The organism is Effusibacillus dendaii (genome assembly GCF_015097055.1).
Lineage (GTDB): Bacteria > Bacillota > Bacilli > Tumebacillales > Effusibacillaceae > Effusibacillus > Effusibacillus dendaii.
Window position 1 is genome coordinate 3,176,609 of sequence record NZ_AP023366.1, and the last position, 13,216, is coordinate 3,189,824.

Sequence of the window (13,216 nt, forward strand, 5' to 3'; positions counted from 1 at the left end):
GTCAGACAATAACCCTTGTGGCGTTTCTCCGCTAAACTAACATTACACGATCGCTTGCAAATTGTTCTCCCCGAATGCGTTCAAATTCCTTCAGCAGATCCTGAGAGGTTAAGCCTTTCTTTTGTTCCGAGGGGATATCCAGAATAATCCGACCCTTGTCCATCATAATCAGCCGGTTCCCCAAATCAATCGCTTGCTGCATGTTATGGGTGACCATCAAAGTCGTCAATCCAGCCTGCTCCACGATTTGTTTTGTTAAATCGGTGATCAGTTGCGCGCGAGCCGGATCAAGTGCGGCTGTGTGTTCATCCAGCAGCAATACTTTTGGATTGGTAAACGTTGCCATTAACAAACTGAGCGCCTGCCGCTCACCACCTGACAAAAGCCCTACCTTAGCGGTTAAGCGGTTTTCCAAACCGAGGTTTAACGAACTGAGGTATTGACGAAACAATTCTTTGCGAGTGCGATGCACCCCTTTTCGCAAGGTTCGACTTTTATCCCGTGAAAATGCAATGGCCAAATTTTCTTCAATTGTCATCGTGGGAGCGGTCCCGGCCATCGGATCTTGAAAAACGCGGCCAATCAGTGACGAACGTCTATGCTCAGATAGCCCGTTGACAACCCGGCCGTTGATTTCAATTGTACCCTCATCCGGTTCAAAGACGCCGGATATCAAATTCATGAGTGTCGATTTACCGGCCCCATTACTGCCGATAATGGTAACAAAATCGCCTGGGTTGAGGGATAGATGAATGTCCGAAAGGGCGATTTTCTCGTCTACGGTACCGGGATTGAAAATCTTGTTGATTCCTTTAAGAGTCAACACGACTTTCACCTCCCATCCCTTGGTTTGTCAAAGCAGATGTGGTTGATCTATGGTTCCGCAGATTTCGATTGCGTTGTTTCTCTTTCCAATTTCCGATCATTTTTGGCGAGATAAGCGCGACAATCACGATAAGAGCGGTAATCAATTTCATATCGCTCGGATCTAACCCGACGCGCAAAGCAAGCGCCACGATAATGCGGTATACGATTGAGCCGCCGATTACGGCAAGGGTTGCGCGGCGAATTGTCGAATGGCCAAAGATAGCCTCTCCTATAATGACGGATGCAAGTCCAATTACGATCATGCCAATTCCCATATTGACATCGGCAAATCCCTGGTATTGGGCCCATAGCGCGCCGGATAACGCAACCAGCCCGTTCGAAAGGGCGAGTCCAACGATCTTGGTGTTATCCGTATTGGCGCCAAAACTCCGAATCATCTTTTCGTTATCGCCCGTTGCACGGACCGCCAGCCCAATCTCGGTGAACAGGAACCAATCCAACAGCAATTTTACAACGATAGTCAAAACTGCCATCGTGATTAAAGTTGAATAATTCCCCAAAAAAGAAGAAAGGGAAGTGTTAATTTGTGTGATCAGAGTGTCTTCGCTTAAAAGAGGGACGTTCGCACGTCCCATAATGCGTAAATTGATCGAGTAGAGTGCAATCATAGACAGAATTCCGGAAAGGAGGGCGTTGATTTTGCCCTTTGTATGAAGCAATCCGGTAACGCTTCCAACTATACACCCCAGCACCAGCGCTGCACATGTGGCAAGCAGCGGTTGATATCCCATCGCAATCATGGTAGCTGCCAGTGCTCCACCTGTTGTGAAGCTCCCGTCCACCGTTAAATCAGGAAAGTCTAATATTCGGAATGTCATGTAAACACCAAGAGCCATTAACGCAAATATGACTCCTGCCTCTAATGAACCAACTAAAGCGGAACCCATTATTTTAATCTCTCCTGCTTTCTAGCCTATGACTTTATTCACCAACTATGGTGGCATCCTTTGTCATCGCGTCGGTTAAGGTAATACCTTCGTCAGCGGCTGCCTTTTTGTTAATTACGAGACCCAATTTGCTTGGAAATCCTACTGGAATATCAGCCGGTTTTTTGCCGTTTTTCAGAATATCGACAGCCATTTTTCCCGTCTGGTAACCCAAATCGTAATACTCAAAACCGTATCCGGCAAATCCTCCCCGTTTTACAGAGTCTGATTCGCCGACAAACAATGGAATGTGTTTGTCATTTGCCACCTTTATTACAGATTCTAACGCAGAAACTACCGTATTGTCTTTGGGAATATATAGTACTTCACAACGACCCACCAGAGAATCGGCTGCCTGCTTTACTTCAGAGCTGTTTGTGATTGTTGCTTCTACCGGTGTAAGTCCCAGTTCCTGCATGGCCTTTTCCGCATTTTTTACGTTTACTACGGAGTTTTGTTCACCCGAATTGTAAATGATGCCTACGTTCTTCGTATTTGGAAAGAAAGATTTAATCGCTTTCATCGTGTTTTTAATGGCGTCAGGATGCGTATCCGAAGTACCTGTAACATTGCCGCCCGGTTTATCCAAACTTTGCACCAGCTTGGCACCCAGTGGATCTGTGATGGCTGTAAACAGGATCGGAATATCCTTGGTAGCTTTCGCTGCCGCCTGTGCGCTTGGTGTCGATATCGCCAAAATCAAATCATCTTTATCAGACACAAATTTTTGGGCGATTGTGGTGTTAGTAGTCAGATCATTCTGCGCAAATTGCACATCCAGCTTTAAATTATTGCCATCCGTATATCCGGCGTCTTTAAGCGCGGCTATAAATCCTTTGCGTGCTGCGTCCAAAGAAGGATGCTCGACAATTTGCGTAATGCCGATTTTCACTGTTTTCTTACTGTCGCTTCCAGGGTTATTGTCTGCAGGTTTATTACCGGCAGACGGTGAACCGCAAGCGGTTAAGAGCAGCAAGCTGCAAGCGATTGGTAAAATTGCTTTTTTCATTTGATTTCCCCCTTATTGCTATAAAAAAATATGCATTCTGTTATGTATTCGCTGTTTACTCAAAAATCACCTGCCTTATGACAAGAAGCTTTTTTTCACATGTCTCCTTGACGATTCCCGCACTTTTTCCACATGAAAAATTGGGGTGCCTAATAAAGGGCATCCCATTACTTCTTACTTATATTTATTGAATTTAAGGGATTTGAAGCTGTTTGACTAGTGCCTATATGATTTCTTATGAGATGACTTCTTACCGGATGACTTGTGCTTATCGGATGACTTGTGCTTACCGGATGACTTGTGCTTACCGGATGACTTGTGCTTGCCGGATGACTTGTGCTTACCGGATGACTTGTGCTTACCGGATGACTTGTGCTTACCGGATGACTTGTGCTTGCCGGATGATTTCTTTTTCATTTTGATTTCGTCGGCAAACATGTCAATCTCAACAGGATCGTTTCTCATATACTGATCTGCCAAGCCCATTTCCGCCGCTTGCTGATAAAGTGTGAGTATCTCCTCCTGAGTTATGTTTATCATTGTAACCCCACCTCTTAAGTTTAGGTGGTGTATCATATGACAAAAACACTGCTTTTGCTGTAGACATATACATATTTCCCGTGTGATCCATACACTATAGAAATCACTGGAAAGGGGAAAATAGGATGACTGCTTTGCCTACCTACTCCTTGTTTATCCACCCAAATGATCTCAGGGATCTCCGTGCCGATATATGGTCTGACGAACTGATTGCAGCGCGTTTGAAGAAAGGTGAAAAAATATTTCCCGTTGAAATTTGTTACCGTGGTTCTCATATCCGTAAACTTCCCAAAAAGTCCTACCTGATTCAATTTAAAAGTTCACGAAAAAAGTCTCCCGTACCGGAATTTCACCTGAACGCAGAATATAATGACCCCTCTCTTATTCGAAACAGGCTATCATTCCACTTCTTTAAAAGGATTGGCGCGCTCGCCCCGGAAGCCTCACACATTTTTTTGAAAGTAAACGGGGAACCGGCAGGCCTATATTTGCAAATCGAATCAGTCGACGAATTTTTTCTTAAAAAAAGGGGGCTTCCACCTGGCAACATTTATTATGCGATCAACGACAATGCCAATTTTTCACTGATTAGTCCGATTATGAATGAGGTAAAAAGCCGCCTTGAAAAAGGGTACGAGTTGAAATGCGGGAAGGAAGAAGATTTTGGTTATTTGCGGAAATTGATTTATGTAATCAACTCAACCCCGCAATCTGACTTTCCGAATGAAATTGTAAAGCATATTGCCATTGAACCTTATCTTCGCTGGTTGATAGGCGTGGTTTGCACCCAAAATTTTGATGGGTTTATTCAAAATTACGCCCTGTACCGCAACAGCGAAACGGGGATTTTCGAGATTCTTCCCTGGGATTATGATGCCACCTGGGGACGCGATATTAACGGTGAGTTGATGAGTGCCGACTATATTCCAATTACGGGCTATAATACACTAACGGCTCGTATCCTCGATGTTTACGACTTTCGAAAACGGTACCGTGAAATGATAACCGAGATATTGGAAACAGCTTTTACAAAAAATGAATTGGAACCTGTGTTGCTTGAATGGTTTGATACGTTGCGCCCCTACCTTAAAATGGATCCTTTCAAAAAAAAGAACGAACTGGATGCATTTGAGGCTGAATTTGAACTGATTTTGCGCTACATTGAGGACCGCAATCGGTACTTGGTAAAAAACATAGCCAGCCTTAAATAAAACAAGGTTATTGAACTTTGGGGATCGATAAGGAAGAATTACTCAGGCGATCCAAAACATTTTTTTGTGTTTTGGACCGCCTTAGTTCGTTTTTTCACAAATCGCATTATACTGTCACGACTATTGGATGTTGATAGTTAGACGTTGATAGTTAGATGTTACTTGATAGTAGTGGAATTAATAGAAATTGGGGTAATGGTTTAGGTCATGCTGTTGGCTTGACACGTATACATGCAGTACGAATCCACTTCAATGCCAAATGTACATCAATGACAAATGAAAGGGGGAGCAAAGAAACTATCTTTACCGTACTTTCCTAAAAAATAGAAGGGGGGACAGAGAAGAAGTGCACGAATTAATGATCCCCATTACCGTTCTCTCTTTTTTGTGTACCATCTTGTTTATTTTCACACGTCCTCAAGTGAATGAGGCGATACCCGCGACAGTGGGAGCTGCGTTTGTCATCCTGAGTGGAAGTGTTACCTTATCTGATTTGGGCAAAATCACTGAAACGATAGGTGGAGCAGCGATCACGATCATGGCTACAATTGTCATGGCGATTGTTTTAGAAAGTTTTGGGGTCTTTCATTGGGCTGCTGAAAAGTTGGTAGAAAAAGCGAAAGGATCAGGAATACGTCTTTTCTGGTACGTGAACCTTCTTTGTTTTCTCATGACTCTTTTCGTCAATAATGATGGAAGCATCTTAATTACGACACCTATCTTGTTACTTGTACTTCAGCATATGGGCCTGAAAAATCATCAAAAAATACCCTATCTACTTTCAGGTGCTTTAATCGCAACTGCCTCTAGTGCACCCATAGGAGTTAGCAATATCGTGAATTTGATTGCCTTAAAAATTATTCACATGGATCTTTATATGCACACGGCGATGATGTTTATTCCCGCTACACTTGGGCTTGTTCTCCTTGTAATTTTGCTGTTTGTCAAATTTTATCGGGTCTTGCCACATACAGTGCCCAGAACGATAACAGGATTAAGGAGCTTTTCCCCAGCCAAAGGAAATCACCCACTAAAAGAAGACATATCATCCATTCCAATGGAAAACCGCTTCAAATTTATGCGAAATATCCTGATCTTTGTATTTTGCGTACGAGTCGGTCTATTCGTAGCCTCCTACTTCCAAATTCCCGTTTCACTATCTGCCGTTTCCGGTTCCCTTGTGCTGCTCACCTGGCGTTGGTATCGTTTGGGGATTTCTCCTGCTGATATGTTGAAAAAAACACCGTGGTATATCCTTGTGTTTGCCTTCAGTATGTATGTGATTATCTATGGCTTGCATAACATTGGATTGACCCAATGGCTGATCCGCTTTCTCCAGCCTATCGCTTCTGGAAGCCTACTGCATGCAAGTATTGTGATGGGGATTCTTGTGTCGATCCTCTCCAATTTATTCAACAATCATCCTGCCTTGATGGTTGGAACTATTACCTTGACGAGTATGGGGCTTGATCCACTCACGCTAAAGATCTCTTATCTTGCAAGCGTAATCGGCAGCGACGTTGGTTCCCTGTTATTGCCAATCGGAACTCTGGCTACCTTGATGTGGATGCACATAATCAAAAAAGGTAAAGTCAAATTACGTTGGAGTGAATATCTGAATGTGACTGTGCTCGTTATCCCGGTCACTTTACTGTTCACGTTGGTAATTCTGGCTTATTGGGTTTCTTGGATTTTCTGAGCATATGTATGAGCATATGTATATTAATGAAAGAGGGGGGAATTTTTAAATGGAATATTTCAAGGATTTTGTTGGGCAATTCGTTAATGTCGAGATTTCTGGTGGAAAATGTTTTAGAGGAAATTTTATCGATTTTGGATTGGATATTGTTGTCATCTATAACGAAAAACAATTCTTATATATCCCTCTGGTCCACATACAGAATCTCACTCTTAGCTCAGCGAATGAAAGTGATATTGTCAGTCCGCCAGAAGCACCCATTGACAACCAAGCAGAAAACATTTCATATCGGAAGATCTTGAATAATGCGAAGGGACGGTTTTTAGAGATTTATGTGACAGGGAATAAAGCAATTCATGGGTATCTAACAAGTGTGATGAACGACTATTTCGTCTTCCATTCGATCGTATATAAGTCAATATTTGTTTCCCTTAACCACTTAAAATGGTTAATTCCTTATCATCCGGATGTAACACCATATTCTTTAAACCGCCAGTCGATTCCTTTTAATCCTCCACCTACCACGCTTTCCCGAACATTTAAGGAACAATGCACAAAATTACAGGGAAACATGGTTGTTTTTGATCTGGGAGATAATCCAAATAAAATCGGACTGCTTCAGACAGTTAATAACAACAATAATATGCTTGAGTTAATCACAGCAAATGGAGCAAAAGTCTATTGGAATCTTCAGCATCTGAAGACTGTAAATATAGCCTAAATGGGAGGAAATATAGGGCGGGTGATAAAATCCGTATATGTCCCCTAAGGAGCAGCCGCTCTTAAATAGAGTGGCTGCTTTGACTTCGCCTCGTAAGATATTTTATTCTTCTTCTTCAATGTCATGTGCGAAAGATTTTTTTCTCCAATTTAGCGTTTTGCCACTTCTTTGATTCTTACGTTTCGATCTTTTTTTGAAAAGCGAAGGCTTAGGGTTCGATTTAACAGGTTCTGCTTTTTGTACAGTTTTTTGTACTATTTTTGGTAATGTTTTGGGTTCCGCTCTGTGTTCCGTTTTGGGTTCCGCTTTGTGTGCTGCCTTCTGTATTGCACTTTTTAAATTGAATTTCGCAATCGGTTTCAACTCGAACTTGCTTCTGCGAATTGATTCGTGCTTGAAAGGGAATCGAAATTCAGGAAACGTTTCACGTTGTTCCTGATCTTTTTTAAACAGAACTTTAGGATTGTCTCTGGAAATCCCCTTATCGTTCGAAATCCCCTTGAAACTGTCCTTTGATTCGGTATTTGTATTTTGTGGGGAATCCGGTTTTCCGTTTTCGTTTTTACTTTCAGTGGTTTTTGTTTTTTCAGTGTCAGAATCGGTATTTTCCGTTGATTTTTTATATACCAAAACAGGAGATATGTTTTTAATTTGATTAATAGGATAATAGATCATCTCTTTCATACTCAGCATGATCTGAATATACTCTTCGTTAACATCCAAGAGCACGCCGCTTTTTGAACTGTCCCCATTTTCAACTCGAACCATACGGTTTTTGAGTGAACCAAGCAGTTCGTAAAAATTGGTTGGAAACGTCTCGTCTAAAGTCGACTCATCAACGATATGTTCCGTGATATCTGAAGAGAAAGATTTGATGTGTGAAAAAGGATAGTTTATTAATTGTTTCGATTGGGTATACAACGTTGCGTAGTCAGACTGCACATTCACAAGCAGTCCGACTACCCCTGTATCACCTGTTTGGTCAAACCTGACAGTATGACTAAGCCATTTTTCCAGAAGCTTGAACACAATCTCACCCTTTCTTTAGCCCCTCGGTCTCCGTTCGCCTCGGATTGATTGTCTTATTTTTTCTTTTCTTCCTGTTTGTGTGAATTGATAATCCAGGTGATCGTCTTAATATGGAAAAGGGGATAGTGAACATAATCTTTCATCTTATGCACGATGGTGACAGAATCATCCCGAATGGACATCAAAACCCCCTCTAACGAGTTAGGTCCGGCCTGGTTGATTTTAACGAGTTTGTGTTGCAGATTTTTCAATAATTGATGAAAGTTTTCCGCTTCAACAAGAACGAGAGGCTTCGAGTCCTCAGTTTCAGTACCCTGATTTGTAATTTCCATTAAAATAGGCTCTGATATGGTTTTAATATGATTTGAATTGACATACATGACGCCGTCTTGGGTTTCAATACAAAGATGGTCGGGACGTATTTCAAGTAACTTGCCTTCTAATTGATCGGGACCCCCTCGCTCGATTTGTATCATCTTTCCACAAGATTTTTCCAGAAAGCGAAAGTCCATTATAATTCCTCCCCTTAATATCGTAGGTACACAATCCTTAATATTTCTAGGTGCTACCACGATATGAATTGGTGAAAAGTTTAGTGTTGGGCAAAGGTCTAACTTTGTTGTGGACAGCTATTAAATTTAGCTGTTATTCGTGTAATCGATTCGTGAAAAGCTTGTATTTGGGTTTCACTGAAGCCTGCTTTGGCTCGTCTGCGCTTGGGCTTGGAGCAGCCAAGTTTTCTTTATTTCTGTGCGGATGAGGTATAAAATTAAGTAAGATGCAACAACAGTATCGTGGCCCAGAAAGGGGAGAGAGATCAGACAGTATCTAGCAAGGACAATCTGCAGTGTCTTTACGGTTGCATTACTTGCAACCCTATGACATGCCAGAAGAAATGTCGATAGAAGAGATTCAGGAAGTGATACGTCAATATGCGCAGGCTGCGAAAAACGCTATGACTGCTGGTTTCGATGGAGTAGAGATTCACGGTGCGCACGGCTATTTGATTGACCAGTTCAACTCCGATATCACTAATAAACGAACTGACCGCTACGACGGGGACTTGGTTCAGCGTCTTACTTTCATGAAAGAAGTATTGGCTGCCGTCATCGATGCGATTGGTGCCGACCGTACCTTGATCCGCTTTTCGGCATTAAAGGTAGGGTATCCGGACTACATGTGGGGGAATCCTGACGAGGCGATTCGGACATTTATGGAAGCGTTTCGGGAAGTCGGTGTGAAGATGATCCATCCGTCAACGATGAATTTTACGCAAGTAATCGCTGAAGGAAAGACCTTGCATCAGTTGGTGCGCAGATACTGGAACGGCGCCATCGTGGGTGTTGGGAACCTGGATGCAGATACGGCAGAGCGTGCATTAAATGAAGGAATTATTGATGTGGCCGCTTTTGGACGGCCATTGATCTCGAACCCTGGTTTCTTGTCCCGGATTGAGAATGGAGAACCGTTAGTGGAGTATAATCCGAAAGTCCATTTAGGTACACTGGTTTAAAGCTACATAAACAGGATAATTTAGGATCGCCGCCTTTAAGTAAGGTACGGCGACTTTTTATTTTTGGGGGGCTGCAGATATGCTGAGCGTTTTGTTAGTGAATATCTTTCTTTTTAAATCTTCCTCCCTTTACGTCATGGATATTGCCAATCGCAAGGAAAGCAGAAGGATCGACTTCCTCCACAATGGATTTTAGTTTTGCCTCTTCTAATCGGGTAATCACGCAGAAAATCACTTTCTTGTCATCCCCAGAGTAGCCGCCTTCACCATTTAAATAGGTGACTCCTCGACCGAGACGTGCTAACAAGGCATCACCTATATCGCTATGCTTATCGCTGATGATCCATACCGATTTGGATTGATCAATTCCTTCCAAGGTGATGTCAATCATTTTGAACGCAATATAGTAAGCGATGAGGGAATACATCGCTCTGTCCCATCCGAATACAAACCCGGCGCTGGCAAGAATGAAAATATTTAAAAACATAACTACCTCTCCAACAGAGAAAGGCGTTTTCTTATTCAATAAAATGGCCACGATTTCTGTTCCATCCAACGAACCGCCATACCGAATCACTAACCCTACTCCGGTGCCCAATATAATGCCGCCAAATACGGCAGATAGGAGCAGGTCTTGAGTTAAGACAGGCACAGGTATCAGTAATGTTGTGCCGACAGACATGACGGCAACGGCAAATAGGGTGGAGATGGCAAATGTTTTGCCAATTTGTTTGTAGCCGATAAACAGGAAGGGTAAATTGAGGAGAAACAGAAACAGACCTAACTGGGCTCCCGTCAGGTGAGCCAGAATAATCGATATGCCGGTAATGCCGCCATCAATAATGTGATTGGGGACCAAAAAAATCTCCAAACCTACTGAAACCAGAACGGCTCCCAAGAACATGAAAAATGCCCGTTTCGCAATTTGGATTTTGTTAAGTTTTTTATGACTGATTCCCGTTTGAAATTCTGTGCGTACTTCCGTTTGCAGTTCTCCCATTGCTCCTCCTCATCCATGAAGTTTTAGCAAGTGACTCGGAAAACGCTGGATGCTATTTTTCCCGATAACATAAAAAAGAAAGTAACTATAAAAAATACTTTCTCTTAATAAGTATACACTAACCGAAATGAAGTGCCGGGTATGCTGCTGTGAAAAAATCGGGATTACCTCTCTGAGCCACAGTTTTGTTTGCAAAAAGACGTGTTCTTTCCATTTTATGAAAAGTACGATGAAGTCCACTTTAACCAATAATAATAAGTAATTGTATAAAATGTTAGACATTTTGTCGTAATTCCATTTATATTACCCTCTACCAGTCCTTTCCAAAATGTTGATTGACCCATACCTTAATTACCAAACATTTTTTAGTTGGTACAGACCTCAAATTGGAGGACAGGTAAGAATTTATTTCCATAATTTCTGATATAACCAAATTAATTTGAACAGTTTGAATAATTTCGGGGAGGGGCGACGTTTATCGCCATTCAGGCAGAACCGATTCAAACCGAAGGTGTCTTGGAAGTGATCGAACTCTTTTATGAGAAAGGATCGTATGCGGTCAAAGGTGCCAGTTTGCAGCCGATGGATAGGCTAAAAAATCGTACTAATTCGACATAAACCGATGAAATTATTGGTGAATCGTCACATTTTGACAGGTTGGGATGGTTGACTCAATCAGTTATTATAAGGCTAAAATAAATTTAAATGGTAAAATTACCCTCAGTAGAATACGCGGTGGAGTTAAACGGTTGGTACGTTCTGTTTCAATAAGTCAGCCGCTTATCACGAGGGGACTTTCTATGCAAAGACCAATCAAGGTCTTTTTATGTTTGCTATATTTTTCAACTAAAAGAGGAGGAACTTTGATGCGGTTCACAATTCGAACAAAGCTCGCACTAAGCAGTTCCGTTATGGTGTTATTGCTCATTATTACAGGAGTCGCCAGTTATATCGGATTTAATCGGGTCGGACAGGAAAACGATGCGATCGTACTTGATACGATCCCGATCGGTGATGCCGCTTCAAACATATTGACAGATCTTATAAACGAGGAAACGGGCGTACGCGGTTATCTGGTAACCGGACAGGAAAGTTTTCTGGAACCGTATAATGCGGGAAAAGCCCAACTGCAAAAAGACCTGGATACCATTCGTAAACATGAAGCTGCACATCCGATCATGAAAGATTTGATGGAAAATCAGGCACTTCCTCATATTCAACAGATACAAAACTATTTTGAAAGTCAGATTAACCTTGTAAAAACAGGTAAAATTGAGGAAGCAAGGGCGAAAATCAACGATGGCAAAGTGGAAATGGACAACTTTCGCGATGTATATGCCAAAATCCAGGCGGACGTTCAGAAACTGACGAACGATGCCTGGAATAACAGTAAAAATCAAACCCAGCAGGCGAAGACGATTATTTTCGTTGTCAGCGGGATTGCTGTTGTTTTCGGAATCACCTCGATCATCTTCTTATTCGCAACGATTGTCCGTCCGATCGGATTAGTGAACCGGCAATTGAGAGATATTGCGGAAGGAGAAGGGGATCTTACCAAACAGCTGGAGATCAAGACGAAAGATGAATTGGGCGATCTGGCTGCTTCCTTTAACAAAATGTTGTCGAGTCTTCGCTTTTTGATTCGCCAAGTGGGCGAAAGTTCAGAGCAAGTGGCTGCTTCCACCGAACAATTGACGGCCAGTGCGGAACAGACAAGTAAAGCGACGGAACAGATCACAGCCATCATTTCGGAAGTGACAGTCGGAACGGAAACGCAAGCGGTAAATGTGGATCACAGTGTGAAGGCGATGGCCGATCTGTCTGCCGGGATTGAGCAGATTTCGGTCAATGCACAGCGGGTGGCGGCAACCGCGGAACATGCTTCGAAAGCCTCTACAGAGGGACGGCAATCCATCAAATCTGCGATTGACCAGATGCATCTAATCAGCAATACGGTTAATAATTTGGCGCAGGTCATCCGAGAGCTGGGTGATCGATCAAAAGAAATCGGAAATATTGTGGAAGTGATTACCGGCATTGCGGAACAGACCAACCTGTTGGCTTTAAATGCTGCGATTGAGGCGGCAAGAGCCGGTGAACATGGACGCGGATTTGCGGTCGTAGCGGATGAAGTGCGTAAACTGGCGGAACAGTCTGCTGAGTCGGCTCATCAGATTACCGATTTGATCAGCACCATCCAGGTAGAGACTGGGAAGGCGGTTGATTCTATGGAGTCGACAACGAAAGAAGTGGCGGTCGGCATAGGAATTGTGAACTCGGCCGAAGAGTCATTCAACCGAATTCAAAATTCTGTTAACGACGTGACAGGACAGATTCAGGAGGTTTCCGCAGCTACGCAACAGATGTCACAAAGAGCCACCCAAGTGGTCCGTTCCATCGACCAGATCTCGGAAGTTTCAGAGGCGACTGCGGCAGGCACCCAAAATGTTTCGGCTGCCGCAGAAGAACAATTGGCATCGATGCAGGAAATTACAGCTTCTGCCGCAGCTCTTGCCAAGATGGCAGGCGAACTGCAGCAGCATGTCAGCAGATTCAGAGTGTAACAGTAAGCTTGACGATAAGAGGCCGCCTGTGCATTTGCGCAGGCGGCTTGCTTTTAGTCGATAGGAATTAATAAACTTTATCCTATCGACATAAGTGCAAGAGGGTCCCACCAAAG

General features: G+C 42.9%; 11 protein-coding genes and 1 pseudogene. 5 read left to right on the forward strand and 7 right to left on the reverse strand.

The window, feature by feature from the left end:
• Positions 1-31: 31 nt before the first annotated feature.
• The 4 genes from skT53_RS16870 to skT53_RS16885 all read right to left on the reverse strand — a co-directional run bounded on the left by skT53_RS16870 (position 32) and on the right by skT53_RS16885 (position 3,363).
• Positions 32-826, reverse strand: coding sequence for an ABC transporter ATP-binding protein (locus skT53_RS16870; protein ID WP_200758948.1), 795 nt, complete (start codon positions 824-826; stop codon positions 32-34).
• A complete protein-coding gene (locus skT53_RS16875; RefSeq protein WP_200758949.1) occupies positions 813-1,775 on the reverse strand; it encodes an ABC transporter permease in 963 nt (320 codons plus the stop codon). The genes skT53_RS16870 and skT53_RS16875 overlap by 14 nt, the downstream gene beginning before the upstream one ends.
• Positions 1,776-1,809: 34 nt before the next feature.
• On the reverse strand, positions 1,810-2,823 hold the full coding sequence (locus skT53_RS16880) for an ABC transporter substrate-binding protein (RefSeq protein ID WP_200758950.1): 1,014 nt from the start codon (positions 2,821-2,823) through the stop codon (positions 1,810-1,812).
• 216 nt (positions 2,824-3,039) lie between these two features.
• Positions 3,040-3,363: a hypothetical protein gene (locus skT53_RS16885; RefSeq protein WP_200758951.1), complete on the reverse strand. Its 324-nt coding sequence runs from the start codon at positions 3,361-3,363 to the stop codon at positions 3,040-3,042.
• A gap of 125 nt (positions 3,364-3,488) precedes the next feature.
• On the opposite strand from skT53_RS16885, the gene skT53_RS16890 reads away from it, so the two are divergent.
• From skT53_RS16890 to skT53_RS16900, 3 genes are all read left to right on the forward strand, one after another.
• Positions 3,489-4,574: a CotH kinase family protein gene (locus tag skT53_RS16890; protein WP_200758952.1), complete on the forward strand. Its 1,086-nt coding sequence runs from the start codon at positions 3,489-3,491 to the stop codon at positions 4,572-4,574.
• Between the two features lie 346 nt (positions 4,575-4,920).
• Positions 4,921-6,273 (forward strand): arsenic transporter, encoded by a 1,353-nt coding sequence (locus tag skT53_RS16895; RefSeq protein WP_404828897.1) that lies wholly within the window; start codon positions 4,921-4,923, stop codon positions 6,271-6,273.
• 49 nt (positions 6,274-6,322) lie between these two features.
• Complete coding sequence (locus tag skT53_RS16900) at positions 6,323-6,994, forward strand: DUF2642 domain-containing protein (RefSeq protein ID WP_200758953.1); 672 nt, start codon at positions 6,323-6,325, stop codon at positions 6,992-6,994.
• A 102-nt stretch (positions 6,995-7,096) separates the two neighbouring features.
• Here skT53_RS16900 and skT53_RS16905 read toward each other — a convergent pair whose 3' ends face one another.
• Positions 7,097-8,023: a hypothetical protein gene (locus skT53_RS16905; protein WP_200758954.1), complete on the reverse strand. Its 927-nt coding sequence runs from the start codon at positions 8,021-8,023 to the stop codon at positions 7,097-7,099.
• Positions 8,024-8,076: 53 nt separating this feature from the next.
• A complete protein-coding gene (locus tag skT53_RS16910) occupies positions 8,077-8,535 on the reverse strand; it encodes a DUF2642 domain-containing protein (RefSeq protein WP_200758955.1) in 459 nt (152 codons plus the stop codon).
• 353 nt (positions 8,536-8,888) lie between these two features.
• Between skT53_RS16910 and skT53_RS16915 the strand changes: the two are divergent.
• A pseudogene (locus skT53_RS16915) lies at positions 8,889-9,536 on the forward strand (oxidoreductase); the annotation flags it as partial.
• A 94-nt stretch (positions 9,537-9,630) separates the two neighbouring features.
• Here skT53_RS16915 and skT53_RS16920 read toward each other — a convergent pair.
• The gene (locus skT53_RS16920; RefSeq protein ID WP_404828968.1) at positions 9,631-10,440 is read right to left on the reverse strand and encodes a YitT family protein; all 810 of its coding nucleotides are present in this window, start codon (positions 10,438-10,440) and stop codon (positions 9,631-9,633) included.
• 962 nt (positions 10,441-11,402) lie between these two features.
• Here skT53_RS16920 and skT53_RS16925 point away from each other — a divergent pair.
• Positions 11,403-13,100 carry a methyl-accepting chemotaxis protein gene (locus tag skT53_RS16925; RefSeq protein WP_226375265.1) on the forward strand — a complete coding sequence of 566 codons (1,698 nt, stop codon included), beginning with the start codon at positions 11,403-11,405 and terminating at the stop codon, positions 13,098-13,100.
• Positions 13,101-13,216: the final 116 nt, after the last annotated feature.

Bases quoted from the DNA above. Each gene is read 5' to 3' on its own strand.
- skT53_RS16875 (WP_200758949.1), bottom strand. From the start codon at position 1,775: ATGGGTTCCGCTTTAGTTGGTTCATTAGAGGCAGGAGTCATATTTGCG.
- skT53_RS16880 (WP_200758950.1), bottom strand. From the start codon at position 2,823: ATGAAAAAAGCAATTTTACCAATCGCTTGCAGCTTGCTGCTCTTAACC.
- skT53_RS16885 (WP_200758951.1), bottom strand. From the start codon at position 3,363: ATGATAAACATAACTCAGGAGGAGATACTCACACTTTATCAGCAAGCG.
- skT53_RS16890 (WP_200758952.1), top strand. From the start codon at position 3,489: ATGACTGCTTTGCCTACCTACTCCTTGTTTATCCACCCAAATGATCTC.
- skT53_RS16900 (WP_200758953.1), top strand. From the start codon at position 6,323: ATGGAATATTTCAAGGATTTTGTTGGGCAATTCGTTAATGTCGAGATT.
- skT53_RS16910 (WP_200758955.1), bottom strand. From the start codon at position 8,535: ATGGACTTTCGCTTTCTGGAAAAATCTTGTGGAAAGATGATACAAATC.
- skT53_RS16920 (WP_404828968.1), bottom strand. From the start codon at position 10,440: ATGTTCTTGGGAGCCGTTCTGGTTTCAGTAGGTTTGGAGATTTTTTTG.
- skT53_RS16925 (WP_226375265.1), top strand. From the start codon at position 11,403: ATGCGGTTCACAATTCGAACAAAGCTCGCACTAAGCAGTTCCGTTATG.